We start from the raw sequence: 26628 nt of genomic DNA, 5'->3' as shown, positions 1-26628 counted from the left end.
CACGCACAAACAAGGACAAGATATGTTCAATAAACACTCCGTGGAAATCGAATGGGCAGGCCGCCCGTTGAAGCTCGAGACCGGCAAGGTTGCCCGTCAGGCTGACGGCGCCGTCATCGCAACCTACGGCGAGACGATGGTTCTCGCGACCGTGGTTTCCGCAAAGTCTCCGAAGCCCGGCCAGGACTTCTTCCCGCTGACCGTCAACTATCAGGAAAAGACCTACGCAGCCGGCAAGATCCCCGGTGGCTATTTCAAGCGCGAAGGTCGTCCGTCGGAAAAGGAAACACTGGTTTCCCGCCTGATCGACCGTCCGATCCGCCCGCTTTTCCCTGAAGGTTACAAGAACGACACGCAGGTTGTCGTCACGGTCATTCAGCACGATCTGGAAAATGATCCGGACGTTCTGTCGATGGTTGCCGCATCCGCTGCGCTCACACTGTCCGGCATTCCTTTCATGGGTCCGGTCGGCGGCGCGCGTGTTGGCTACATCAACGGCGAATACGTTCTGAACCCGCATCTCGACGAGATGGATGAATCGGTTCTGGATCTGGTTGTTGCCGGCACGCAGGACGCCGTCCTGATGGTGGAATCGGAAGCCAAGGAACTCAACGAAGAGATCATGCTCGGCGCCGTCATGTTCGGCCACAAGGGCTTCCAGCCGGTTATCGACGCGATCATCAAGCTCGCTGAAGTTGCCGCCAAGGAGCCACGCGAATTCGAGCCGGAGGATTTCTCCGCACTCGAAAACGAAATGCTCGGCCTTGCCGAAACCGAACTGCGCACCGCCTACAAGATCACCGAAAAGGCTGCCCGTTACGCTGCCGTCGACGCCGTCAAGACGAAGGTCAAGGCGCACTTCCTGCCGGAAGAAGGCGAAGCGAAGTACAGCCCGGAAGAAATCGGCGCTGTCTTCAAGCACCTTCAGGCCAAGATCGTTCGCTGGAACGTTCTCGACACCAAGAGCCGCATCGACGGCCGCGACCTGTCGACCGTTCGCCCGATCGTTTCCGAAGTCGGCATTCTGCCGCGCACCCACGGTTCGGCGCTGTTCACTCGTGGTGAAACGCAGGCGATCGTTGTTGCGACGCTCGGCACAGGCGAAGACGAACAGTATGTCGATAGCCTGACCGGCATGTACAAGGAACGTTTCCTGCTGCATTACAACTTCCCGCCCTACTCGGTCGGCGAAACAGGCCGCATGGGTTCCCCGGGCCGTCGCGAAATCGGTCACGGCAAGCTCGCATGGCGCGCTATCCGTCCGATGCTGCCGACTGCGGAACAGTTCCCCTACACGCTGCGCGTCGTTTCCGAAATCACCGAGTCCAACGGCTCCTCGTCGATGGCAACGGTTTGCGGCACCTCGCTTGCTCTGATGGACGCCGGCGTGCCGCTTGCTAAGCCGGTTGCCGGTATCGCCATGGGCCTGATCCTTGAGGGCGAGCGCTTTGCGGTTCTCTCCGACATCCTGGGTGACGAAGATCACCTCGGCGACATGGACTTCAAGGTTGCGGGTACGGCCGACGGCATCACCTCGCTGCAGATGGACATCAAGATTGCCGGTATCACCGAAGAGATCATGAAGATCGCTCTGGAGCAGGCACAGGGTGGCCGCAAGCACATCCTCGGCGAAATGGCCAACGCCATCACCGAGAGCCGTGGCCAGCTCGGCGAATTCGCACCGCGCATCGAAGTCATGAACATTCCGGTCGACAAGATTCGTGAAGTCATCGGTTCGGGCGGCAAGGTCATTCGCGAAATCGTCGAAAAGACCGGCGCCAAGATCAACATCGAAGACGACGGCACCGTCAAGATCGCTTCTGCTTCCGGCAAGGAAATCGAAGCGGCCCGCAAGTGGATCCACTCGATCGTTGCGGAACCGGAAGTCGGCCAGATCTACGAAGGCACTGTTGTCAAGACCGCTGACTTCGGCGCTTTCGTCAACTTCTTCGGCGCCCGTGACGGCCTCGTCCACATCTCGCAGCTCGCTTCCGAGCGCGTTGCCAAGACCTCCGACGTCGTCAAGGAAGGGGACAAGGTCTGGGTCAAGCTGATGGGCTTTGATGAGCGCGGCAAGGTTCGCCTGTCCATGAAGGTTGTCGACCAGGCAACCGGCAAGGAAGTGGCTGCCGACAAGAAAGACGGCGAAGCCGCTGCCGAATAAGGCTGCGCCGCCAGACCCTATCGAGGCGCGGGTTCTGCCCGCGCCTTTTTTTCGTTTTTGTTATCGTTTGTCTTTTCGGGAAAACCGGTTTCCACTTTTCCCTGACAAACTCCATCCTACCTTGAGGACGCTCCAATGAGCCGTGACGCCGTGAAAACCCTTTTCCATCCCTTTGCCTCGGACATGCTTGCCATGCCGAAAGAAGGCGAACGCGTTCTGTTTCTGGGCGCGGAAGCCGGCCCACGGCTGGATGGCTTCGATGCGGAGATCGTCGCGGTTCAGCATCTTCGCCCGCTCTATCGCGCTCTTGAGGCTCAGGGCACAGGGGTTGCCCCAGACGTTTCGGGCGAAGACTACGATGCGGCGCTGCTGCTCTGCGGCAAGCACCGTGGCGAGAACGAAAACCGTGTCGCAGAAGCGCTTTCGCGCGTGAAGGCCGGCGGCTTGATCGTCGCGGCCGGATCGAAGGAAGATGGCATTGTGACGCTGCGCAAGACGCTGTCAAAGCTCGGCATCGAGTCGGAATCGACACCGAAATATCACGGCGTCGCAATCTGGTTCAAACGGCCGGAGGATGTCTCCGCCGCCGTCTTGAAGCTTGCCCAGAAGCCCGCCACTGTCGAGGGTCGCTTTACCGCCCTGCCCGGCATGTTCTCCCATGATCGCGTGGATGACGGTTCGGAGCTTCTCGCATCGCGCCTGCCGACCGACTTTGACGGCAATGCCGCCGATTTCGGTGCAGGCTGGGGTTATCTCTCCATCATGCTGGCGGAAAAATCGCCGCGCACCGCCCGTATCGATCTTTTCGAAGCGGACTGGAATGCGCTGGAATTCGCCAAGACCAATCTTCTCGAAAACAATCCGCGACTGACGGCACGCTTCTTCTGGCAGGATCTGGCAAACGAGCCGCCGAAGGAAAAATACGACCTCATCATCATGAACCCGCCTTTCCATGCAGCCGGACAGGCGGCGGAACCAGCGTTGGGCCAGGCCTTCATCAAGGCTGCGGCCGGTGCGTTGCGCAGCGGCGGCAAGCTGCTGATGGTGGCCAATCGCGGTCTGCCCTACGAACCGGTTCTGGCGGCGGAATTCCGCACGACCGCCGAAGTGTGCCGCAACGCCCGCTTCAAGATCCTGAGCGCCCAGAAATAACCAAAATCAGCTCAGCAGCCAGGCCCATAGAGACACGGACAGAACGCCGGTCGCTGTGGAAATGCTGATGGTGGAGGCCGCGACACTGTGGCCGATACCGAAGCGGTTGGCGATCAGCCATGCATTCACGCCCGTCGGCACCGACGAGGTGAGCACCAGCGCCGCCGTCCATTCGCGGCTGAGGCCGAGCGCGTGGCCCATGGCCCATACGCAGGCGGGCAGAAGCAGCAGCTTGAAAACGGTCATGGTGACGGCGATGCCCATATTGCCGCGAATGGTGTATTTCGTCAGCGCCATGCCCAGCGAGATAAGAGCCGCCGGCCCCGCCATCGAGGCGACCTGATCGACCACGGTTTTCAAAATGGGTGTCAGCGCGACGCCGGAAACATTGGTCGAGAGCCCGATGGCAAGACCGATCACCAGCGGATTGGTCACGAGATTGCGGCCCACCTGTTTGAACACCGCAGCCATGCCGCGCTTTTCGCCCCCGACCGCCTTGTGTGTGGCATTTTCCATCAGGATGGTGCCTGCAATCATCATGACCGGCAGATGGATGGCGAGCAGGATGGAGAGAGCCACCAGCCCCTCATCCCCCACCGAACGCCCGACCAGCGGCAGGCCGATGAAGATATTATTCGCGAAAGCCGAGGAAATGCCGGCGATGACGGCGATGCGCACATCCTGCTTGAAGACATAACGGGTGACGATATGCCCGAACGCCCAGGTGACGGCCACGCCGGCGAAATAGGTGATCCAGAGGCGGAAGGGCGATGCGCCGTGAAAATTCGCCTCTGCAAGCGTGCGGAAGATCAATGTCGGCACCGCGATCTTGAAGACGAAATCGCTGAGGATATCGCCGGCATCCGCCCTGAGCAGGCCAGCCTTGACGGTCAGCCAACCGATCAGGATAAGAATGAAAATCGGGGCGACATTCGCGGCAACGGCAGACATGGAGGGAAAGCTTTCGCGGCTTTTGCGGGAGATACTCCGCTTTAGAGCCTTTTCCGCGGGAATGGAATCGCGAATACGCTTTCACTCTTTGTTTTCATCAAATGAGGCGTGTCGGAGGGAAGTAACTTTGAGAGCCATGGGCAGAACCGCCGCTCACCATCCGCACGATACCGCAGGCTGGAACGTCCCCAAAAAAGAAAAAGCGGGGTCACCCCCGCCTTTTATGTCCGTTAAATGCCGCCAGTACATCCGTGGCGGAGATAACGGTTGAGCCAGAAGACCTCATGTCCTCTATTTCGGTACGCATACACACACCTTTTGCTCTGATCGGAGTAATAGCTTAACCACATTACAGAGAAATGACGCGCTTGCGCTTGTCGTTGAGAACCGCATATTTTCTCTTTGGGCTTTTCTTGCAGCCAGAAATGTTTAAGACCATTCGAAAAAAGCACACCCCGTGCGAACCGGATAGGGCCTATGACGAAATTCGACGTACTGACTGTCGGCAATGCCATCGTCGACATCATCTCCCGCTGCGATGATCGCTTTCTCAACGACAATGCCATCACCAAGGGTGCGATGAACCTGATCGACGCGGAACGCGCCGAACTGCTTTATTCGCTGATGGGACCGGCGCTCGAAGCCTCCGGCGGCAGCGCGGGCAACACGGCGGCGGGCGTTGCGAATTTCGGCGGCAAGGCCGCTTATTTCGGCAAGGTGGCCGAAGACCAGCTCGGCGAAATCTTCCAGCACGATATCCGCGCCCAGGGCGTCTATTTCGAAACCAAACCGGAAGGCACATTCCCGCCGACAGCACGTTCGATGATCTTCGTGACCGAAGACGGCGAACGCTCGATGAATACCTATCTCGGTGCCTGCGTCGATCTCGGCCCGGAAGACGTAGAAGATGACGTGGTGGCGAAGACCAAGGTCACCTATTTCGAAGGTTACCTGTGGGATCCGCCGCGTGCCAAGGATGCCATTCGCGAATGCGCCCGCATTGCCCATGAAAACGGCCGCGAAGTCTCCATGACGCTCTCCGACAGCTTCTGCGTCGGCCGCTACCGCGACGAGTTTCTGGACCTGATGCGGTCTGGCACGGTGGACATCGTCTTCGCCAACAAGCAGGAAGCGCTTTCGCTTTACGAAACCGAGGATTTTGAGCTGGCGCTGACGAAAATCGCCGCCGATTGCAAGATCGCCGCGGTGACGATGAGCGAAGAAGGCGCCGTCATCCTGCGCGGCACGGAACGTGTGAAGGTGGAAGCCTATCCCGTGCATGACGTGGTCGATACGACGGGTGCGGGCGATCTTTTCGCCGCAGGTTTCCTCTTCGGTTATACGCAGGACCGTTCGCTTGAAGATTGCGGCAAACTCGGCTGCCTTGCGGCGGCTGCCGTCATTCAGCAGGTCGGACCACGCCCCATGTCATCCCTGAAGGCGCTGGGCGAAAAACACGGCCTTATTTAAAGGCTTCGCCGGGGTAAGCGCCCCAGATTTCCCCCTGGGATACCCAGCCCGAGGCCTGACCGGCCTCGGCACGGCACCAGTCACCATTGCATTCGCCGATCCGGAAGACGACGCCTGGCTCCAGCCGGGCGGTCACGGCAGCGCCAGACTGTGCCTCACGGCGCATGTTCACATAGACTTCCTTGCCCTTGCCGCGCATCCACGGGGCGGCGACGGCCGTACGTTCGCCTGATAACAGAGCCTGATTGACCCAGCCTTCCGTCCCGTCGGCATCGCGGATGCGTCGCCAGTTTTCATATTCCTGAATGATTTCCACCGGCATTCCCGATTTCAGATACATCCAAGACACGGCATAATCCGTGCTGGGGCCGATGCGCATGTTGACGCGCTTGGATTTCAGGCTGACGAAACGCGGCAGCGGCAGGCCGCTTGCGCCCTTGGCCGCACCCTGCGCCATGGCTTCTCCCGCCGCACCGAGGAGGCCGAGAGACAATGCAATGCAAACGATAGAAACCACACTGCGCATGCCCATTTCCGTTTCCCGCCTTCTGCAAACCGGATGATATTCGAGGGGGCGCGTTTCCACATGCCTCAAGCCACGGCGAGTTTTATTTGTCTTCGCCGGTGGGTCTGGTAGAAACGCCCTGATTGAAAGAAATTATCGCTCTTTCTGGTTAATGACTTCTGAACAAGGCAGCGGCAAACGATGACCCACAAGAAGAGACCGACAGTCTATATCACCCGCAAATTGCCTGACGTCGTCGAGACCAGAATGCGCGAACTCTTCGATGCGGAACTGAATATCGACGACAGCCCACGCAGTGAGGAAGAGCTTGTCGCCGCCATGCAGCGCGTGGACGTGCTGGTGCCGACCGTGACCGACCGCATCACCGCTGCGATGATCGAGAAAGCCGGACCGCAGCTGAAGCTGATCGCCAGCTTCTCCAACGGCATCGACCATGTGGATGTCGACGCGGCCGCCCGCAAAGGTATCACCGTCACCAACACACCGAATGTGCTGACTGAGGATAGCGCCGATATCACCATGGCGCTGGTGCTGGCGGTGCCGCGCCGCATGATCGAGGGAACGCGCGTGCTTGCCAATGGCGCCGATGAATGGCTGGGCTGGTCTCCGACCTGGATGCTCGGACGCCGCATTTCCGGCAAGCGTATCGGCATTGTCGGCATGGGCCGCATCGGCACCGCAGTTGCGCGGCGCGCCAAGGCCTTCGGGCTTTCCATCCATTACCACAACCGCAAGCGCGTCAATCCGGCAACGGAGGCGGAGCTTGAAGCCACCTACTGGGACAGTCTCGACCAGATGCTGGCCCGGGTGGATATCGTATCGGTCAATTGCCCTTCGACGCCGGCGACCTATCACCTGATCTCGGCACGGCGGCTGGCCTTGATGCAGCCGACCAGCTACATCGTCAACACAGCGCGCGGCGATATCATCGACGAGGCGGCGATGATCCAGTGCCTGCGCGAGGGCAAGATCGCCGGCGCCGGTCTCGATGTCTATGAGAATGAGCCGCAGGTGAATCCAAAGCTCATCAAACTCGCCAAGGAAGGCAAGGTCGTGCTGCTGCCGCATATGGGCTCGGCAACGATCGAAGGCCGCATCGAAATGGGTGACAAGGTCATCATCAATATCCGCACATTGTTCGACGGGCACCGCCCACCGAACCGGGTGCTGCCGGGGCGGAACTAAGCCGGCTTAGCCAAGCATCTTTCGAGCAACACAGGGAGTGAGAGTTCAATGGGAATACAGGCAAAGTTTTTGTTGCTGATCTCCGTTCTGCTCGTGCTGGTCGGCAGCCCGGCCGGGGCTCAACCGCCATCACCGGAAGAGACCGCCGAACTCTATTACCGCGCGTGGCTGAATTTTGATCGCGCCAGCATGGTCCGCCTGGACAAAGAGTGGGGAGCGTCTGGCAGCGGGCAGCGCTATACCGATATGGAACTGGTTGCAGACCCGATCGCATGGCAACGTCAATACAAGGGCGTGCATTCCCCCAAGGGAACGACGAGCGAACAATCGGACCAGTTCGCAAAGCTCTGGGTGGCGAGTACTGCGCGGGTGCTCTGCAAGGCGGAGCCTGCACATGTCGGCTCGCAAACGCCTGCTGGTGTTTTTGTCGTCCGTATAAAAATGAACTGCTCTCTGCCGGATGTCGGGCCAGCCTTCCAGCGGCTGAAGGCCGCCACAAGTGCCGATGAGATTGGTGACAGAACCCGTATGCCTTCCGTAAAACTCATGAAACAGATGGTGGAAGCGACGAGGACGGCTCCGCTGACCCACAAGGTCACGACGGAAGTTCAGCTCGTCAGCGGGCCGGACAAGAGCATCTGGCGAGTGGGAACGGCAGAAATCCAGCCGCAGACCGGTATTGACCGCGTGTCTTCCGTCTTCCTCTCCCAGATGGTGCAATCCGGCCTTTTGCAATAGGCGGCTTCAGCCGAGGAATTTGGTCATTTCGATCGAGGTGGTCCGATCATAACCCGCATGAGCGTTTTCAGCGGTCTTGACGAAACCCCAGGCGGCGAACTTCGTATGGTTGGAGAGAAGCTCGATACGCGTTTCCAGCCTGAGCGCCGGCAGCGCCAGTTCCCGGGCCAGCGCTTCAGCCTGCAGCAGAAGCAGCTTGCCGATACCTTTTCCCTGCGCTTTCGGAGAAACGCAGAGCTTGCCGACATAAAGCGAGGCCGGCGGTTCCGGCCGGCAAAACAGGCAGCCGAGCAGCTCATCACTATCGAGCGCCACGAAAGCGATTTCTGCCCTGGCTTTTTCGGCTAGATTTTCGAGCGTCAGACGGTAGGCCGACGATGGGGGGTCAATGACACCATCCATATAGGCAAAGGAGGTCATGATGAGCGCCAGCAGATCCTGCCAGCGATCGAAGTCATCGCCGATCTTCGCTATCTCGATCATGGTTTATTTCTCCCTTGCCCGACGTTTGTATTTTACCGTTTCGAACCGCGCCGACAAAGCATCGTAAAGCAGCAGTCTTCCAATGAGGGGCTCACCGGCACCGGTAATCACCTTGATTGCTTCCATCGCCATCAGCGTACCGATGACCCCGGTCAGCGCGCCGACAATGCCCGTTTCCGCGCAGTTGGGAATGAGGCCCTGTGGCGGCGGCGCCGGGAACAGGTCGCGATAACCCGGCAGCAAACTGCCTTCCGCGTTGGTCTCATAGGGTTTCAGGACCGTTACCGAGCCATCGAAACGACCAACAGCGCCTGTGACCAGCGGTCTTTTTGCCGCCTCCGCGGCATCCGCTGCGGCGTAACGTGTATCGAAGTTGTCCGAACCATCGATCAGGAGATCGAAGGATGGCAGGTGGTCGTGCGCCCAGACCTGCGAGAAACGTTCTTCATACATAAGCGTGCGGACATGCGGATTGAGCCGGGCGATGGTCTTGCGGGCACTTTCCGTTTTCAACTCGCCAATGGTGCCGGTGTCGTGGATCACCTGCCGCTGGAGATTGGAGAGGGAGACCACATCATCATCGATCATGCCGAGCGTGCCGACCCCGGCGGCGGCGAGATAATGAAGGACGGGAGCGCCGAGACCGCCCGCGCCTATCACCAGCACACGCGCCGCTTTCAGCCGCTGCTGCCCGGCACCGCCGATTTCCGGCAGCAGGATATGGCGCTTGTAGCGTTCGATTTCTTCCGGGCTCAGCGGGTCCATGCCGTCCTCCATTTCTCTGCCGTCATGCCGTGATGCCTCCATGGGAAACATTGAAGAACTGTGCCCGCTCGCCGAGAGCGGAGAACATGGCCGCATCCGTTCCGGTCATGAAACTCTGACCGCCCAGCGCGTGGATGAGATCGAACAGGGCGGCTCGCCTGCCCTCGTCCAGATGAGCGGCAATTTCGTCCAGCAGCAGAACTGGCGCGTAACCGGTCATATTGGCTGTCAGCTGCGCATGGGCAAGCACCAGCCCCACCAACAGCGCCTTCTGCTCCCCGGTCGAACAGCGTTCGGCTTCCATGTTCTTTTCCGCGTGGCGCACGAAAAGGTCGACCCGGTGCGGCCCATCCAGCGTGCGGCCTGCGGCTGCGTCCCGATACCGACCATCCCGCAGCATGAGACCATATTCGTCTTCCAGATCGACAGCCGGGCGGTTCAGCCTGTCATCCATAAAGCCGGCGAGCGACAACGTTGCCGACGGAAAGGCTGCATTGCCGGCCCTGCCTTCAATCAGGGTCTTCAACAGGCCGAGCATTTCATAACGGGCGACCGCCATGGAGATGCCGAGTTCGGCCATCTGTTTTTCTATGCCGTCCAGCCAGACCGGATCAAAACGGCCTTCCGAAAGCAGGCGGTTGCGGCCGCGCATGGCTTTTTCGAAATCGCTTGCCCGCCGGCCGTGGCCCGGATCGAGCGACAGGACCAACCGATCGAGAAAACGCCGGCGGTCCGATGAAGAACCGGTAAAGAGGCCATCCATGGCGGGCGTCAGCCACAGAACCCGCAGATGGTCGGTCAATTCATCGACGGACTTCACCGGCGTACCGTTCAGCCGCAGGCGACGTGACACTACCTCGCCATCACCCTCGATCCCGGTGCCGATGGCGACTTCGCCATCCATGCCATCAACATCGGCGAAGATCGAAAAACCGGTGGCTTCCGCGCCAACGCGCGTAACGTCGGACAGGACCGCACGGCGCAGGCCGCGTCCCGGCGAAAGAAACGAAACCGCCTCCAGAAGGTTGGTCTTGCCGGAACCGTTGTCGCCGGTCAGCACCACATGGCGCTCATCAAGCACAAGTGCGGCAGCCGCATAGTTGCGGAAGTCCGTAAGTTTCAGTCGGGAAAGCGACACCTTGTTCGTCATCATTACGGCCTAAAACGAAGCTGGCCGGATGGCAAGGTGGCGAATGCCAGACCCCATCGACCAGCACCAAAACCACGCGAATTATTCAGTAGTGGCAACTTTTTTAGCGGGCAGCTATTTATGGACTTTCATTGTCACCGGTAACCCGTCCATGCGCCTCATTATTTCTCTCGTTCTTATGATCAGCCTTCTGTCGTCCTGCGCCGGGCGGCCGGGAGCGGACGTGCTGCAAGCCGTCAATACGAGGGCGAAGGACGCGAAAATCGTTACCGCCTATGTGGCGAGTACACGTGAAAAAAGCGAAGAGGCAAAAAAGGGGTTCAGCGCCCTTCGCGCGGCCGAGCCGAACTATGCCCGCTTCGATATTTCGATACCACCGACCCACAAGAGTGGAAAAATAGAATGGTCGACCGGCAAACCTGATGCGAAAAAGGATTTCGTCGTCACAAAGGCGCAGATGCTGAGCAAGACAAGTTTCACCACCGATCTCGGCGATATTTCCCGCTCCGGCAAACAGATCGCGCTTTTCGTGCACGGTTATAATTACAGCTATCAGGAAGCACTCTTCCGCGCGGCGCAGATGGCTGCCGATGCAAATATGGATGGTGTACCGCTGGTCTTTTCCTGGCCGTCGCAAGCCAACCTCACCGGTTATGTGGCCGACAAGGAATCAGCGACCTACTCGCGTGATGCACTGGCCACATTGTTGACCGACCTTACCCGGCAGACCCCGCGCAAAAGCATTGTCGTGTTCGGTCACAGCATGGGCGGCTGGCTTGTCATGGAGGCGTTGCGCCAACTGCGCTTCGAGGGCCGAAATGACGTTATCGCCAAGCTGCAGGTGGTGCTGGCCGCACCCGATATCGATGCCGATGTCTTCCGCAAGCAGATCGAGGTGGTCGGCAGGCTCAATCCGCCCCTCACAGTCCTGGTCTCCAAGGATGACCGCGCCCTCAAGGCGTCGTCCATCCTGGGCGCAGACGTGACGCGGATCGGCGCACTGGATGTCGCCGATCCCCAGGTGCAGGAGGCAGCATTGAAGGAAGGTGTTCAGTTCGTGGATATTTCCAACCTGAAAGCCTCGGATCCGCTCAACCATGACCGCTACGCGGCGTTGGCGTCGCTGGTGCCGCAGCTGGAGGCAAGCCGGAACGGCAATGGACAAAACGGCATCGGTCGCGCCGGCGCCTTCGTGTTCGATGCAATCGGCGCAACCGTCTCCAGCCCCTTCCGGCTTGCGAGTCAGGTGGTGAACCCGCAATAGTTTGTGGACTTGTGCTGACAGTCCCGGCTTCAGAAATCCCAGTCTTCATCCTCGGTGGCGACCGCCTTGCCAATGACATAGGACGAGCCGGAACCTGAGAAAAAGTCGTGATTTTCATCGGCATTGGGTGAGAGCGCCGAGAGGATCGCCGGATTGACCCGGCAGGCTTCGGCGGGAAACAGCGCTTCATAACCCAGATTCATCAGGGCCTTGTTGGCGTTGTAATGCAGGAACTGCTTGACGTCTTCCGTTAGGCCGACGCCGTCATAAAGGTCTTCGGTATATTTCGCCTCATTGTCGTAAAGCTCGAGGAGGAGATCGAAGGCGAAATCCTTGATCTCCTGCCTTTGCGCCTCGCCAAGACGGTCCAGCGCCCGCTGGAACTTGTAACCGATATAATAGCCGTGCACGGCCTCATCGCGGATGATGAGGCGGATGAGGTCTGCCGTGTTGGTGAGCTTGGCGCGGCTTGACCAGAACATCGGCAGGTAGAAGCCGGAATAGAACAGGAAGCTTTCCAGAAACACGCTGGCGATCTTCTTCTTCAGCGGATCGCCGCTGTCATATTCCCGCATGATGATCGCGGATTTGCGTTGCAGGAACTCGTTCTCCTCAGACCAGCGATAGGCATCATCGACGTCAGGCGTGGAGCAGAGCGTCGAGAAGATCGACGAATAAGAACGGGCGTGCACGGCCTCCATGAACGAGATGTTGGAGAGCACCGCCTCCTCATGTGGCGTCGCCGAATCCGGCATCAGGCGCACGGCGCCTACACCGTTCTGGATGGTGTCGAGCAATGTCAGCCCGGTGAAGACACGGATCGTCAGTTCCTGTTCTTCCGGCTTCAGTGTTCCCCAGGAGGGAATGTCGTTAGAAAGCGGGACCTTTTCAGGCAGCCAGAAGTTCGAGGTCAGGCGGTTCCAGACTTCGAGGTCCTTGTCATCCTCAATGCGGTTCCAGTTGACCGCGCGGATGCGGGACGCTGGTTTTACGGCGATGTTCATTCTCTTGTCCCTCAAATCAGAGCGTGCAGGAAACGCAGCCCTGAACCTGCGTGCCTTCCAGCGCCATCTGGCGCAACCGAATGTAATAGATGGTCTTGATGCCTCGTCTCCAGGCGTAAATCTGCGCCCGGTTGATATCGCGCGTCGTGGCGGTATCGCGGAAGAATAACGTCAGCGACAGGCCCTGATCGACATGCTGGGTGGCCGCCGCATAGGTGTCGATGATCTTTTCCGGCCCGATCTCATAGGCATCCTGATAATATTCGAGATTATCGTTCGAGAGATAGGAAGCCGGGTAATAAACGCGACCGATCTTACCCTCTTTACGAATTTCGATTTTCGAAACGATCGGATGAATGGAAGAAGTGGAGTGGTTGATATAGGAGATCGAGCCCGTCGGCGGCACGGCCTGAAGGTTCTGGTTATAGAGGCCTGATGCCATGACGTCCTGTTTCAACGCCGTCCAGTCTTCCTGCGTCGGAATGGCAATACCGGCCTTTTCGAACAGGTCGCGGACCTTTTCCGTCGCGGGCAACCATTCCCGGTCGGTATATTTGTCGAAATAGTCGCCCGAGGCATATTTGGAGTTCTCAAAGCCCTTGAAACTCTGGCCCCGTTCCACGGCGAGCCGGTTGCTGGCACGGATGGCGTGATAGGTCACGGTGTAGAAATAGATATTGGTGAAGTCGATACCTTCCTCCGAACCGTAGAAGATGCGCTCACGCGCCAGATAACCGTGCAGGTTCATCTGGCCAAGGCCGATGGCGTGGCTGGCATCATTGCCCTTTTCCACCGAAGGAACGGAGGAAATATGACTCATGTCCGATACGGCGGTCAGTGCCCGGATGGAGGTCTCGATCGTCTTGCCGAAATCAGCGGAGTCCATGGCAGAGGCAATGTTGAGCGAGCCGAGATTGCACGAGATATCCTTGCCCATATGGCTATAGGAGAGATCGGCGTTGAACTCGCTCGCTTCGCTGACCTGCAAAATTTCCGAGCAGAGATTGCTCATGCTGATGCGGCCGGCGACCGGATTGGCGCGGTTCACCGTATCCTCGAACATGATGTAGGGGTAACCGCTTTCGAACTGGATTTCGGCGATCACCTGGAAGAATTCACGTGCCTTGATCTTCTTCTTGCGGATGCGGCTGTCGGCAACCATCTCGTGATATTTTTCGGTGACCGAGATCTCCGTCAACGGCACGCCATAGACCCGCTCCACATCATAGGGCGAGAACAGGTACATATCCTCATTGTTGCGGGCGAGCTCGAAGGTAATGTCGGGGATGACGACGCCGAGCGACAGGGTCTTGATACGGATTTTTTCGTCAGCATTTTCGCGTTTGGTATCGAGGAAACGCATGATATCAGGGTGGTGGGCATGCAGATAGACCGCGCCCGCGCCCTGGCGTGCACCCAACTGGTTGGCGTAGGAAAAGCTGTCTTCCAGAAGCTTCATGACAGGAATGACGCCGGAAGACTGGTTTTCGATCTGCTTGATCGGTGCCCCGAATTCGCGAATATTGGTCAGGGACAGCGCCACACCGCCGCCACGCTTGGAAAGCTGGAGAGCCGAATTGATCGAGCGGCCAATGCTTTCCATATTGTCTTCCACGCGCAGCAGAAAACACGAGACCAGCTCGCCGCGGCTTTTCTTGCCGGCGTTGAGGAATGTCGGGGTTGCCGGCTGAAAACGGCCGGAAATGATCTCGTCCATGAGATCACGGGCCAGCTGCTCGTCGCCGCGCGCAAGAGCCAGCGCCACCATGCAGACCCGGTCCTCGTAACGCTCGAGATAACGTTTTCCGTCGAAGGTCTTCAGCGTATAAGACGTGTAATATTTGAACGCGCCGAGGAAGGTCGGAAAACGAAACTTCCGGGAATAGGCCTCGTCATAGAGGTCACGGACGAAATTGAAGGAGTACTGGTCCAGCACTTCCTGCTCGTAATATCCCTCCGTTACCAGATAATCGAGCTTCTCCCGCAGATTATGGAAGAAGACGGTGTTCTGGTTGACGTGCTGGAGGAAATATTGCCGGGCAGCCAGACGGTCCTTGTCGAGCTGGATCTTTCCGTTCTCGTCATAAAGGTTCAGCATCGCGTTCAGCGCGTGATAATCCAGTCCCGTATCAACCGGTTTCTGGCTTGCGGCTACGGGCTGTTTGGCATCCTTGCGCAGCGCGCTTGAGGTCAGCGTGTCCAAAATCGTTCCAATCCATGTTTGACGTTGGCGACATCTTCTTCCGTGCCGAGAAGCTCGAAACGATAGAGAAACGGCACCGCGCATTTGCGCGAGACGATATCTCCGGCGGATGCGAAAGCTGCGCCAAAATTCGTGTTGCCCGCCGCGATGACACCGCGAATGAGATTTCGGTTGGAGGGCTCGTTCAAAAACCGGATGACCGGCTTCGGCACGGCCCCTTTCGTGCCGCCGCCGCCGTAGGTGGGAGTAACGAGCACATAGGGCTCCGACACCTGAGGCACATCTTCCTCAGCGCCAAGCGGCAGGCGAAACAAACGCCGTTCCAGTTTCAGAAGGAAACGATGGGTGTTTTCAGAACGGCTGGAATAATAGACGATCAGGCCCATCGCCCCCGCCGCCTCAGCTGATCGAGCCGATCATATCAGGCCGGAAACCTGCCCAATGGCGCTCGCCAGCGACGACGACGGGAACCTGCATGTAGCCGAGGCCGCGAACATGATCGAGGGCATCCGTATCTTCGGAAATGTCGATAATCTCATAGGGAACGCCGATGCGGTCGAGCGCGCGATAGGTGGCTGTGCATTGGACGCAGGCGGGCTTGCTGTAAACGGTGACGGTCATAATTTCCCTTTCGAAGCCGATTTCGGACACGGCTCAACATTGCCGATTGCAATCGCAATCGGGTGGCGATGGATCTGTCATTCAGGCGAGGCGCGCGGCTTGAGAGTTCGTCGTATTTTCAGGCGGGAAAACCGGTTCCCATTCCCTGACATACTCCAAGCCGCGGAAAATCACTTTCTACGCCGACGAGCGTAGCAACTCAAAGAAATGCACTGGCATGACTTCACCCCGAAGCTTGTTCTGGAGGGGCAGAAAAGGGCGCACGCAAATCATTTGCGTCAAACACCTTCCTCCGGACACCCCGCCCGTGGACATTTGCGCTCAAGGCAGGTCTCCTGACTTGCGGGTCACAACATCTATTCCAGCCTTCCCGGAGCTTTTGGCTCCAGTGGCTCAAATCGGAACGATGCTCGCCGCTCACAGTTGCGGGGGCAGTTTCGGCCTTGCTCCGCCGTGATGGCGTTACGCACCGAATTCCCGTCTTAGCTCCCAACCCTAGCGAATCGGAAGAACCTTGAACACCACATATAGTATATGAGGAAATTTTCTCGTCAATAAGTAGACACACAAAAGCCCCACCCTGTGGATCAAAAAGATTCAACACATGGTCAACAAAGGCTTAACGGCAGATCGGAACTGCCACTCAAGGGGGAAAAGTGTTAATCTATTCCCAGATATCGATGTGGATATCGGCGGGACGGGCGTTTTCGATCACCCTTTTTCCGTTGGGAAGATCGTTTTCAAACAGTTTGGCGTGGATTTGAGCGGCATTGAGCCCATAGCCCTGCCATCTGTTGCGCAGCCTCTCTTCAAGCACCGCGACGGATGGACCCACAAAAATGGTGAGATCGAAACTCCCGGAAAGCACCGTCCATGGCGCCTCGTTGAGCAGCAGATAATTGCCCTCGGCAAGGATCAGGCGCGTGTCCGGCGCAATCGCTCGGGCGGAGGCAATGGCGATCTCGCGGGAGCGGTCGAAAACCGGGACAAGAACTTCCTGCCCGCCCTCGCGGACGGCGGAGACGATATCAAGGAAGCCACGCACGTCGAATGTTTCGGGCGCACCCTTTCGTGACAGCAGACCCCGTTCTTCGAGAATTCCGTTGTCCATATGGAAGCCATCCATGGGCAACACGGCGGCCGTTTCGCCGCGAGCGCGCAAGGCATCACAAAGCGCGTCCGCCAGCGTGGATTTGCCGGCCCCTGGGGGACCGGCAATGGCAATGATGAAACGGGATTGACCCTCTGCCCGTCGAAGCACGTCTTCGACGATCGTCTCAAGCTTCAGCGTCATGCGGCAAGCGTTTCCTGGGGCGCTTCCTTGGCACCGGTCATGAAGGCGACGGCATCCGACATCGAATAGTCCTTCGGATTGATGACGCAAAGGCGTTTGCCCAGCCGATGAATATGGATGCGATCCGCAACCTCGAACACATGCGGCATGTTGTGCGAGATCAGAACGATCGGCAGACCGCGTGAGCGCACATCGAGAATAAGCTCCAGCACGCGGCGGCTTTCCTTGACGCCAAGCGCCGCCGTCGGTTCGTCGAGGATGACGACCTTGGAGCCGAAGGCTGCCGCACGCGCCACAGCCACACCCTGACGCTGGCCACCCGAAAGGGTTTCCACCGCCTGGTTGATGTTCTGGATCGTCATCAGGCCGAGTTCGGACAGTTTCTCGCGGGCGAATTTCTCCATTGCCGGACGGTCGAGCGCGCGGAACAGGCTGCCCTGAATGCCGGGTTTACGGATCTCCCGGCCCAGAAACATATTGTCAGCTATGGAAAGCGCCGGCGAGAGCGCAAGGTTCTGATAGACCGTTTCAATACCCGCCTTGCGCGCCTCAATGGGCGAACGGAACTGGACGGGCTGGCCTTCGAGCCTGATTTCCCCTTCATCGGGCGTCACCGCACCGGAAATCGCCTTGATGAGCGAGGATTTTCCGGCGCCGTTATCACCGATGACCGCGAGGATTTCGCCCGGATAAAGATCGAAGTCAGCATTATCGAGTGCGGTCACGCGACCGTAGCGTTTAACGAGATTGCGCGCTGTGAGGATAGGTTCTTTTGCCATCAGCCTGCTACCTTTCTAATCCACTGGTCGATTGCCACGGCCAAGATGATGAGGACGCCAATCAACAGATAGGTCCATTGCGGATCTGTCCCGATGAGCCTGAGGCCCAGCGAAAAGACGCCGACGATCAGCGCACCGAAGATCATGCCCATGATGGAACCGCGTCCGCCGAACAGCGAGATGCCGCCGATGACCACTGCAGTGATGGATTCAATGTTGGCGAACTGACCGGCAGTCGGCGACACCGAGCCGATGCGACCGATGAGAGCCCAACCCGCGAAGGCGCAGATAAGGCCGGACAGGGTATAGACGGTCGTCAGCATGCGCTTGACGTTAACGCCAGCAAGTTCAGCCGCGTCTGGATCGTCACCGACCGCATAAAGATGGCGCCCCCAAGCGGTGCGGTTGAGCACATACCAGAGCAAAGCGACGAGCAGAACCATCGCGAGAACGCCGTAGGTGAAGACGGCATTGCCGATACGAATATTATTGCCGAAAAACTGAAGAATGGGCGCTTGCTGGACAATGTCCTGAGCGCGGATCGTCTCGTTAGCCGAATAGAGGAAATTGGTGGCCAGCACGATCTGCCACATGCCGAGCGTGACGATGAAGGGCGGCAGCCGCATGCGCGATACCAGCACGCCGTTGATGAAACCACAAAACGCGCCGACTGCGAGACCGCAGATAATGGAAAGTTCCGCAGGCAGACCATAACGGAAGGTGAACTGGCCCATGACGACGGAGGAGAGAACCATGATGGCACCGACCGAAAGATCGATACCCGCGGTCAGAATGACCAGCGACTGCGCCGCGCCGACAATGCCGACGATTGCCACCTGCTGAAGAATAAGCGTCAGCGAGAAAGCCGAAAAGAACTTGCCGCCCAGCGTCATGCCGAAGATGGCAAGTGACAGCACCAGAACGATCAGGGGAACAGCCGCAGGGCTGGAATGCAGAAAGTGCTGGAATTTTTCCAGCAAACTCTTGTTGTGCGTATCAAAAGCAGCGACCTGGGTCGAACTTCCTGACAGCACTTTTTCAAATTCATTGTGCGGTTGCGCCCGCACTGGCTGATCGCTCATGGATTTTCCTCCCGATCGCTCCATCGCATCAGCCCTGAAGCCGGGATCGCTCTCCGGAGGGGGATAATGCGTAGATTCAAACTGTTGAGAAGCGTGCCTCAGTTCCGTCAGCGGTCGCCCGGCGCGCTCGTTTGTTTCTGTCCGATCACCCAGATCGAGCTCTTAAACCATTCAGGTTAATGGGCGGGGGCAGATTGCCCCCGCGGCTTTTCAAAGGCGCGGCATCAGCCCCAGCACTTCTTCAGGCCTTCCTTGGTGTCGATGGAATCGAGGCCCTTGACCGGCTTGTCCGTTACCAGCGTCACGCCGGTGTCGAAAAAGTTCTTGCCAGCTGTCGGCTTCGGCTTTTCGCCCGTGTCGGCAAACTTCTTGACGGCTTCGACACCGAGCGCCGCCATCAGCAACGGATATTGCTGGGACGTTGCACCAATCACGCCTTCCGCGACGTTCTTAACGCCTGGGCAACCGCCATCGACGGAAACGATCAGTACGTCCTTTTCGCGGCCGACGGCCTTCAGCGCTTCATAAGCGCCAGCAGCAGCAGGCTCGTTGATCGTGTGGACGACGTTGATCGTCGGGTCTTTCTGAAGCAGATTTTCCATCGCCGAACGGCCACCTTCTTCGTTACCGTTGGTAACGTCGTGGCCAACGATGCGCTTGTCGTCTTCATCGCCGATCTTGTTGATGTCCTTCACGTCGATGCCGAAGCCCTTCATGAAGCCCTGGTTGCGCAGCACGTCAACCGTCGGCTGGGAGGGGGTAAGGTTGAGGAAGGCAATTTTTGCGTCCTTGGCCTTGTCGCCAAGGGTACCGGCGGCCCATTTGCCGATCAGCTCGCCGGCCAGAAGATTGTCGGTGGCGAAAGTGGAATCGGCGGCATCGACGGGTTCCAGAGGCGTATCGAGGGCAATGACGAGAAGGCCGGCGTCACGCGCCTTCTGTACGGCCGGAACGATGCCCTTGGTGTCCGATGCGGTGATCAGGATACCCTTGGCGCCATCGGCGATGCAGGTCTCGATCGCGGCAACCTGGCTTTCGGAATCACCGTCGATCTTGCCGGCATAGGACTTCAGCGTCACGCCGAGTTCTTTCGCCTTGGCGGTCGCGCCTTCTTTCATCTTGACGAAAAAGGGGTTGGTGTCGGTTTTGGTAATCAGGCAAACCGACGTATCGGCGGCAGATGCAGCGGAAGCGAAAGAAACGCCAAGCGCGAGCGCGCCCAGAAGAGCGGAAACAGTGGTCTTCATGAGATCCTCCCAATGGATATTTGAGCACCGTGACGGTTACCCGACGATCCCGTCTCCTCCGAGATCGACGACCGTTGATGCAGATGGAACCACCAAAGGAAACGGCTGTCAATAAATAAATCCGATTGAATTATTAATTCCGTATGGCATTCTGACAAGCGGCAAGGAGGAATATCGCCGCGTCGTTTAACGTTGCGATAGCAAGATTGCCATAAAGCCCCCTGTATCGGTCACGGCGGATATGGCGGGCGGGAGGATGACATTATGAGACAATCTGTCGAGACGGCGCCGCAAGCGCCGCCCACTACCATGGATATGAGCGGCGGTGCCAACCAGATCGGGGTGCGCGCTTATAACGAGCGGCTCGTGCTGTCCCTCGTTCGCCGTCATGGCGGGCTGTCAAAAGCCGAAATATCAAGACTTTGCGGCCTTTCGGCGCAGACCGTTTCCGTCATCATGCGTTCGCTTGAAAAGGATGGTCTTCTCATTCGTGGCGAAAGACTGCGCGGCAAGGTGGGCCAGCCATCGACGCCGATGCGCCTTAATCCCGATGCCGTATTTTCTTTTGGCGTCAAGATCGGCCGTCGCAGTGTCGATCTCGTGCTGATGGATTTCGTCGGGCGCATCAGGCTCAAGCTCCGCAAGACCTATCCCTACCCCATGCCGGAGTGGATATTGCCCTTTGTCATAGAGGGCATATCCGAGCTCGAATCAAAACTCTCTGCGGTCGAGCGGCAAAAAATTGCCGGTGTCGGCATCGCCGCCCCGTTCGAATTGTGGAACTGGGCCCAGGAAGTGGGCGCCCCGCAAGCCGAAATGGAACGGTGGCGGGACGTCGATATCCGCTCAGAAATTGCCAATGGCATCAGTTACCCGGTCTTTCTACAAAATGACGCCACAAGCGCTTGCGGTGCCGAACTGGTTTTCGGCGCGGGCCAGAACTATGCGGATTTTCTTTACGTCTTCATCGGCTCCTTCATCGGCGGTGGTGTGGTCTTGAATTCAGCACTGTTTTCCGGAAAGACGGGCACCGCCGGCGCGATCGGTCCATTGCCGGTACAAGGGCAGGATGGCAATACGGTTCAATTGCTGAAAATCGCCTCGATCTTCGTTCTGGAAAACATGCTGCGCGAAAGGGGCATTGATCCCCGTCCCCTATGGTTCTCCCCGGACGAGTGGATCGACTTCGGCGAACCGCTGGAAAACTGGATTCAAAAAACCGCCGCCGCGCTGGCCCAGGCTGTTATTGCCGCGGCCTCCATTATAGATTTTTCCAGCGTCATCATCGATGGTGGCTTTCCCGACTGGGTTCGGACAAGAATCGTTTCCGCCACCCGGCTTGCCCTGAAGCATCACGATCTTCAGGGTGTCACGCTGCCGGAGATCGTCGAAGGTGCGGTTGGCAGCCAGGCTCGGGCAATCGGCGGTGCAAGCCTTCCGCTGTTTTCGCGTTATCTCATCGATCAGAACGTTCTGTTCAAGGATACGACGGGCTGAGAGCCTTTACCGGGTTCCTTACCCGGCTCTTTTTTGGCTCATCTGGCGATTATTCACCAGCAGCGTGCTGCATTATCGTGTCAAGAAAGGCGGGACCGTATCGCTCCAGCTTGGTTTGCCCAACGCCGGCGATCTGCGCCATCTCCTTCGCAGAGGCAGGTCTCGCCGCCGCGAGTTCAATGAGGGTCTTGTCGTGAAAGATCACATAGGGCGGAACGTTCTGTGCGCGGGCAATTTCCATGCGCTTGGCACGCAGCGCCTCAAAGAGGCCCCGGTCTGCCTCCGGCAGAGCCGTCGACATTGCATTCCGTGGCGCATCCCGTCGTGTCGACCGCGGCGCTGACGGTATCCTCAGCATCAGGGAAGGCTTTTCGCGCAGGAACCGCCTCCCGTTCTCTGAAATGGACAATCCGCCATGCCCGGACAGATCCACCTCAATCAGGCGCAACGCCACCAGCTGACGCAGAATGGCCCGCCAGGTGCGATTGTCGTGTTCCTTGCCGATCCCGTAAGTCGTGATGCTATCGTGCCCGAACTTTGTAATCCGTTCATCCTGCGCGCCCAGCAATACGCTGATGACATAGGCCTGTCCGAAACGTTCTCCCGTGCGGTAAATGCAGGAAAGCAGCTTCTGTGCGGCAATGGCCCCCTCGAATAGATCGGGCGGCGACGAGCAGGTATCGCAATTGCCGCAAGGCTCGCACCGGTCGCCAAAATAGGAGAGCAGCACCTGCCTCCGGCAACCCGCGGTTTCCGCAAGGCCAAGCAGCGCATCGAGCTTCTGTCGTTCCATGTATTTGCGCTGGTCCGCAGCGTCCGACTCCTCGATGAAACGGTTGCGCAGGGCAATATCTTCATAACCATAGAGCATCAATACATCGGACGGCAGGCCATCGCGCCCGGCCCGGCCGGTTTCCTGATAATAGGCCTCGATGCTTCCGGGCAGATCGATATGGACGACGAAGCGCACATCCGGCTTGTCGATGCCCATACCGAAGGCAACCGTCGCGACGATGATGACTGCCTCACCATGCTGGAAACGGGTCTGGTTTTCCTCGCGGGCGGCCTTATCCATGCCGGCGTGATAGGGCAACGCGTCACGGCCCTCTTCCCGCAGCCATGCCGCCGTTTCTTCCACTTTGCGTTTCGACAGGCAATAAACGATGCCGCTTTCATTTTCCCGGCCGTTGAGAAAACGTTTCAACTGAGTACGGGGATTGTCCTTCTCCATGATCGCATAGCGGATGTTGGGGCGATCGAAGCCGGCAATGAAGGCATCAGCTTCATCAATGGCAAGATGGCCGAGAATCTCTGCACGGGTGGGTTCGTCAGCCGTCGCCGTCAGCGCCATCCTCGGTGTATTGGGAAAACGCGCGATCAACATATCGAGCTGGCGATAAGGCGGTCGGAAATCATGCCCCCATTGCGACAGGCAATGGGCCTCGTCGACGGCGATCAGCGACAGGTCAATGGATTGAAGTGCATCAAGGACATCAGGCTTCAAAAGAGTTTCCGGCGCGGCGTAGAGAATATCGACATTGCCGGCTCGCACATCCCGCCAGAGCGTGCGGCGCTCTTCCGGAGAAAGGTCTGAATTGAGAGCTTCGGCTCTTACACCGGCCTGACGCAGCGCGGCAACCTGATCAACCATCAGCGCGATCAGCGGCGAAACGACAAGCCCCATGCCCTCTCTGGCAAGCGCAGGGATCTGGTAACAAAGCGACTTTCCGCCACCCGTCGGCATCAGAACGAACGCATTGTTGCCTGCCACCACATGCTGGATGATTTCGCCCTGCCGTCCGCGAAACGCATCATAACCATAGACGGCCTTGAGGATATTTAAGGGATCGGCATTCACGTCGTTTTTCCATGCTGGGCTTGATGGCGCATCATGTCCATTTCAGGCATCCTGGCAATGCCGGAGATGGCTTTTCTGAGGGCTGTTACCGTTTCTGGAGGAACGCAAAAAGGCTCCGAGTTTCCTCGAAGCCTTTTGATATTGGGTTTAAATTTTGGTTGCGGGGGCAGGATTTGAACCTGCGGCCTTCAGGTTATGAGCCTGACGAGCTACCGGGCTGCTCCACCCCGCGTCCAGCGCATTCGGCAAGGCCGAATGTCGCGGTTACGTCGTTGCTTTAGCGACGACGGATCTTTGCCGGAGATAAATTGCGGCACAATTTATCTCCTTTAAGGGGCGCACAAGATTTTGTACGCCATTTCATTGCCTTTAAAGCCCTGCCTTAAACGACGAAAGGCCGCTTGGATAGCGGCCCTTGGTGTCGGCTGGGCCGAGGTATGTGAATGAGAAGATTTTGAGTTGCGTTTTGCAGACCTGGCAGCGACCTACTCTCCCGCGTCTTGAGACGGAGTACCATTGGCGCTGGGGCGTTTCACGGCCGTGTTCGGAATGGGAACGGGTGCAGCCGCCCCGCGATAACCACCAGGTCGGCAAAACGCAACATTGTTCATGTTTTAACATGGACTGTTGTTTTCGAGAAGCTGGCAGACTTTCGTCTGATTTAATTTAACACGTCTTTCTGTGACTGGTCTGTTTGCCTGCCTTACTCGAGATCGAGCTTGGCAGCCATACAGGACGCTAGTCCGTCGCCAATCGTTTGGCGCGCCGTCTGCAGCGTAGTGGCCGAAGGCCACGTCAGCGTGAAGACAGAACAGATGTCATCGACCTTTGTTCGATGAACATAATCAATGGGAACGAAGAAGTCGATCGAGCTATTAGTAACGGTAAGCTTCACACATTGCTGTGCTTCCACACCCGTCCTATCAACGTGGTCGTCTTCCACGGCTCTGATAGGGAACACTCGTTTTCAGGTTGGTTTCCCGCTTAGATGCCTTCAGCGGTTATCCATTCCGTATATAGCTACTCTGCTATGCCCTTGGCAGGACAACAGATCCACCAGAGATACGTCCATCCCGGTCCTCTCGTACTAGGGACAGATCCTGTCAATATTCCTACACCCACGGCAGATAGGGACCGAACTGTCTCACGACGTTCTGAACCCAACTCACGTACCGCTTTAAATGGCGAACAGCCATACCCTTGGGACCTGCTCCAGCCCCAGGATGCGATGAGTCGACATCGAGGTGCCAAACAACCCCGTCGATATGGACTCTTGGGGGTCATCAGCCTGTTATCCCCGGCGTACCTTTTATCCGTTGAGCGATGGCCCTTCCACACGGGACCACCGGATCACTATGACCGACTTTCGTCTCTGCTCGACTTGTCAGTCTCGCAGTCAGGCGGGCTTATGCCATTGCACTCGACGACCGATTTCCGACCGGTCTGAGCCCACCATCGCGCGCCTCCGTTACTCTTTCGGAGGCGACCGCCCCAGTCAAACTACCCACCATACACTGTCCCGGATCCGGATAACGGACCGCGGTTAGACATCCACGAAGATAAGGGTGGTATTTCAAGGATGGCTCCACACGAACTGGCGTCCATGCTTCAAAGCCTACCACCTATCCTACACATGCCTTGGCGAATGCCAGTGTAAAGCTATAGTAAAGGTGCACGGGGTCTTTCCGTCTGACCGCAGGAACCCCGCATCTTCACGGGGAATTCAATTTCACTGAGTCTATGTTGGAGACAGCGGGGAAGTCGTTACGCCATTCGTGCAGGTCGGAACTTACCCGACAAGGAATTTCGCTACCTTAGGACCGTTATAGTTACGGCCGCCGTTTACTGGGGCTTCAGTTCAGAGCTTGCACCCCTCCCTTTAACCTTCCAGCACCGGGCAGGCGTCAGACCCTATACGTCGTATTGCTACTTCGCAGAGCCCTGTGTTTTTGATAAACAGTCGCTACCCCCTGGTCTGTGCCACCCCATCATACTTGCGTACAAAAGGGTCACGCTTCTTCCGAAGTTACGCGTGCAATTTGCCGAGTTCCTTCAACATAGTTCTCTCAAGCGCCTTGGTATACTCTACCTGACCACCTGTGTCGGTTTCGGGTACGGTCTATACGGTGGAGCTATTTCCTGGAACCTCTTCGCCGCACATTCAATCCAGTAAGAATGTACAACACACGAGATCCGTCACTACCACCAGGCCCACGAATATTAACGTGGTTCCCATCGACTACGCGTGTCCGCCTCGTCTTAGGGGCCGGCTAACCCTGCTCAGATTAACTTTAAGCAGGAACCCTTGGTCTTTCGGCGAGGGAGTCTCTCACTCCCTTTATCGTTACTCATGTCAACATTCGCACTTCCGATATCTCCAGCAGCCCTCACGGGTCCGCCTTCACAGACTTACGGAACGCTCCGCTACCACTGAAGCAACCCGAAGGTTGCCACAATCCTCAGCTTCGGTGCATGGCTTTAGCCCCGTTACATTTTCGGCGCAAAGACCCTTATTTAGACCAGTGAGCTGTTACGCTTTCTTTAAATGATGGCTGCTTCTAAGCCAACATCCTGGTTGTTTTGGGATCCTCACATCCTTTCCCACTTAGCCATGACTTGGGGACCTTAGCTGGAGGTCAGGGTTGTTGCCCTTTTCACGACGGACGTTAGCACCCGCCGTGTGTCTGCCGACTAGTACTCCTCGGTATTCGGAGTTTGGTTAGGATCAGTAAGACGGTGAGTCCCCATAGCCCATCCAGTGCTCTACCCCCGAGGGTATTCGGTCGACGCTCTACCTAAATAGATTTCGCGGAGAACCAGCTATTTCCGAGTTTGATTGGCCTTTCACCCCTAGCCACAAGTCATCCCAATCTATTGCAACAGATACGGGTTCGGCCCTCCAGTTGGTGTTACCCAACCTTCAGCCTGCTCATGGCTAGATCACTCGGTTTCGGGTCTAATGCAACTAACTAAATCGCCCTATTCAGACTCGCTTTCGCTGCGCCTACACCTACCGGCTTAAGCTTGCTAGTTACACTAAGTCGTTGACCCATTATACAAAAGGTACGCCGTCACCCAACCTACTAAAAGGCTCGGGCTCCGACTGTTTGTAGGCATCCGGTTTCAGGTTCTATTTCACTCCCCTCGTCGGGGTGCTTTTCACCTTTCCCTCACGGTACTTGTTCGCTATCGGTC

The 26628-nt window shown here is 57.7% G+C and carries 21 protein-coding genes, 1 tRNA gene, 2 rRNA genes and 1 riboswitch (1 of these 25 only partly in view); of the genes, 7 read left to right on the top strand and 17 right to left on the bottom strand.

Translation table 11 applies throughout. The features are described from left to right. Positions 1-22 precede the first annotated feature (22 nt). Together pnp and ATU_RS00390 are read left to right on the top strand one after the other, a co-directional pair. Positions 23-2164 carry a polyribonucleotide nucleotidyltransferase gene (gene pnp / locus ATU_RS00395; protein WP_010970644.1) on the top strand — a complete coding sequence of 714 codons (2142 nt, stop codon included), beginning with the start codon at positions 23-25 and terminating at the stop codon, positions 2162-2164. A 135-nt stretch (positions 2165-2299) separates the two neighbouring features. Next, complete coding sequence (locus ATU_RS00390) at positions 2300-3316, top strand: class I SAM-dependent methyltransferase (protein ID WP_010970643.1); 1017 nt, start codon at positions 2300-2302, stop codon at positions 3314-3316. A 6-nt stretch (positions 3317-3322) separates the two neighbouring features. Here the strand turns inward: ATU_RS00390 and ATU_RS00385 are convergent, their stop codons facing one another. After that, positions 3323-4267 carry an AEC family transporter gene (locus tag ATU_RS00385; protein WP_010970642.1) on the bottom strand — a complete coding sequence of 315 codons (945 nt, stop codon included), beginning with the start codon at positions 4265-4267 and terminating at the stop codon, positions 3323-3325. Between the two features lie 477 nt (positions 4268-4744). On the opposite strand from ATU_RS00385, the gene ATU_RS00380 reads away from it, so the two are divergent. Next, positions 4745-5737, top strand: coding sequence for an adenosine kinase (locus tag ATU_RS00380; protein WP_010970641.1), 993 nt, complete (start codon positions 4745-4747; stop codon positions 5735-5737). Here ATU_RS00380 and ATU_RS00375 read toward each other — a convergent pair. After that, the gene (locus tag ATU_RS00375; protein ID WP_035214555.1) at positions 5730-6263 is read right to left on the bottom strand and encodes an SH3 domain-containing protein; all 534 of its coding nucleotides are present in this window, start codon (positions 6261-6263) and stop codon (positions 5730-5732) included. The genes ATU_RS00380 and ATU_RS00375 overlap by 8 nt on opposite strands. 180 nt (positions 6264-6443) lie before the next feature. Here ATU_RS00375 and ATU_RS00370 point away from each other — a divergent pair, with 180 nt between their 5' ends. Together ATU_RS00370 and ATU_RS00365 are read left to right on the top strand one after the other, a co-directional pair. Then, positions 6444-7448: a 2-hydroxyacid dehydrogenase gene (locus ATU_RS00370; protein WP_006309901.1), complete on the top strand. Its 1005-nt coding sequence runs from the start codon at positions 6444-6446 to the stop codon at positions 7446-7448. 48 nt (positions 7449-7496) lie between these two features. Next, entirely contained in the window at positions 7497-8186 is a 690-nt protein-coding gene (locus ATU_RS00365) for a hypothetical protein (protein ID WP_010970640.1), read from the top strand. A gap of 6 nt (positions 8187-8192) precedes the next feature. Here ATU_RS00365 and ATU_RS00360 read toward each other — a convergent pair whose 3' ends face one another. Genes ATU_RS00360 through recF form a run of 3 tightly spaced genes read right to left on the bottom strand, consistent with a single transcriptional unit; the run spans position 8193 to position 10584 of the window. Then, positions 8193-8669 carry a GNAT family N-acetyltransferase gene (locus tag ATU_RS00360; RefSeq protein ID WP_006309899.1) on the bottom strand — a complete coding sequence of 159 codons (477 nt, stop codon included), beginning with the start codon at positions 8667-8669 and terminating at the stop codon, positions 8193-8195. 3 nt (positions 8670-8672) lie between these two features. After that, positions 8673-9434, bottom strand: a complete 762-nt coding sequence (locus tag ATU_RS00355) for a molybdopterin-synthase adenylyltransferase MoeB (protein WP_010970639.1) — start codon at positions 9432-9434, stop codon at positions 8673-8675. A 22-nt stretch (positions 9435-9456) separates the two neighbouring features. Then, complete coding sequence (recF, locus tag ATU_RS00350; RefSeq protein WP_010970638.1) at positions 9457-10584, bottom strand: DNA replication/repair protein RecF; 1128 nt, start codon at positions 10582-10584, stop codon at positions 9457-9459. A 151-nt stretch (positions 10585-10735) separates the two neighbouring features. Here recF and ATU_RS00345 point away from each other — a divergent pair, with 151 nt between their 5' ends. After that, the gene (locus tag ATU_RS00345; RefSeq protein WP_035256033.1) at positions 10736-11848 is read left to right on the top strand and encodes an alpha/beta hydrolase; all 1113 of its coding nucleotides are present in this window, start codon (positions 10736-10738) and stop codon (positions 11846-11848) included. 29 nt (positions 11849-11877) lie between these two features. Here ATU_RS00345 and nrdF read toward each other — a convergent pair whose 3' ends face one another. The 8 genes from nrdF to ATU_RS00305 form a co-directional block, all read right to left on the bottom strand. After that, the gene (nrdF, locus tag ATU_RS00340) at positions 11878-12852 is read right to left on the bottom strand and encodes a class 1b ribonucleoside-diphosphate reductase subunit beta (RefSeq protein ID WP_010970636.1); all 975 of its coding nucleotides are present in this window, start codon (positions 12850-12852) and stop codon (positions 11878-11880) included. Positions 12853-12868: 16 nt separating this feature from the next. Further along, positions 12869-15055: a class 1b ribonucleoside-diphosphate reductase subunit alpha gene (gene nrdE, locus ATU_RS00335; protein WP_080728778.1), complete on the bottom strand. Its 2187-nt coding sequence runs from the start codon at positions 15053-15055 to the stop codon at positions 12869-12871. Then, positions 15043-15441 (bottom strand): class Ib ribonucleoside-diphosphate reductase assembly flavoprotein NrdI, encoded by a 399-nt coding sequence (gene nrdI / locus ATU_RS00330; RefSeq protein ID WP_006309893.1) that lies wholly within the window; start codon positions 15439-15441, stop codon positions 15043-15045. The genes nrdE and nrdI overlap by 13 nt, the downstream gene beginning before the upstream one ends. A gap of 13 nt (positions 15442-15454) precedes the next feature. Then, positions 15455-15676 carry a glutaredoxin-like protein NrdH gene (gene nrdH / locus ATU_RS00325; protein WP_010970634.1) on the bottom strand — a complete coding sequence of 74 codons (222 nt, stop codon included), beginning with the start codon at positions 15674-15676 and terminating at the stop codon, positions 15455-15457. 308 nt (positions 15677-15984) lie between these two features. After that, positions 15985-16208: riboswitch (cobalamin riboswitch) on the bottom strand. Between the two features lie 132 nt (positions 16209-16340). Then, positions 16341-16970 (bottom strand): nucleoside triphosphate hydrolase, encoded by a 630-nt coding sequence (locus ATU_RS00320; protein WP_010970633.1) that lies wholly within the window; start codon positions 16968-16970, stop codon positions 16341-16343. Next, positions 16967-17749: an ATP-binding cassette domain-containing protein gene (locus tag ATU_RS00315; RefSeq protein ID WP_006309890.1), complete on the bottom strand. Its 783-nt coding sequence runs from the start codon at positions 17747-17749 to the stop codon at positions 16967-16969. Before ATU_RS00315 ends, ATU_RS00320 begins: the two co-directional genes overlap by 4 nt. After that, a complete protein-coding gene (locus ATU_RS00310) occupies positions 17749-18831 on the bottom strand; it encodes an ABC transporter permease (RefSeq protein ID WP_006309889.1) in 1083 nt (360 codons plus the stop codon). The genes ATU_RS00315 and ATU_RS00310 overlap by 1 nt, the downstream gene beginning before the upstream one ends. Before the next feature lie 224 nt (positions 18832-19055). Then, complete coding sequence (locus ATU_RS00305) at positions 19056-20078, bottom strand: sugar ABC transporter substrate-binding protein (RefSeq protein WP_006309888.1); 1023 nt, start codon at positions 20076-20078, stop codon at positions 19056-19058. A gap of 264 nt (positions 20079-20342) precedes the next feature. Here ATU_RS00305 and ATU_RS00300 point away from each other — a divergent pair, with 264 nt between their 5' ends. After that, complete coding sequence (locus ATU_RS00300) at positions 20343-21575, top strand: ROK family transcriptional regulator (protein WP_010970632.1); 1233 nt, start codon at positions 20343-20345, stop codon at positions 21573-21575. Between the two features lie 49 nt (positions 21576-21624). Here the strand turns inward: ATU_RS00300 and recQ are convergent, their stop codons facing one another. From recQ to ATU_RS00280, 4 genes are all read right to left on the bottom strand, one after another. Beyond that, positions 21625-23433 carry a DNA helicase RecQ gene (gene recQ / locus ATU_RS00295; RefSeq protein WP_010970631.1) on the bottom strand — a complete coding sequence of 603 codons (1809 nt, stop codon included), beginning with the start codon at positions 23431-23433 and terminating at the stop codon, positions 21625-21627. 155 nt (positions 23434-23588) lie between these two features. Next, positions 23589-23665, bottom strand: a tRNA-Met gene (locus ATU_RS00290). A 240-nt stretch (positions 23666-23905) separates the two neighbouring features. After that, positions 23906-24020, bottom strand: a 5S ribosomal RNA gene (gene rrf, locus ATU_RS00285). 267 nt (positions 24021-24287) lie between these two features. After that, positions 24288-26628 (bottom strand): 23S ribosomal RNA (locus ATU_RS00280); it runs 481 nt beyond the window's last position.

The organism is Agrobacterium fabrum str. C58 (assembly GCF_000092025.1).
Lineage (GTDB): Bacteria > Pseudomonadota > Alphaproteobacteria > Rhizobiales > Rhizobiaceae > Agrobacterium > Agrobacterium fabrum.
This window is presented reverse-complemented; position numbering and strand designations above follow the sequence as displayed.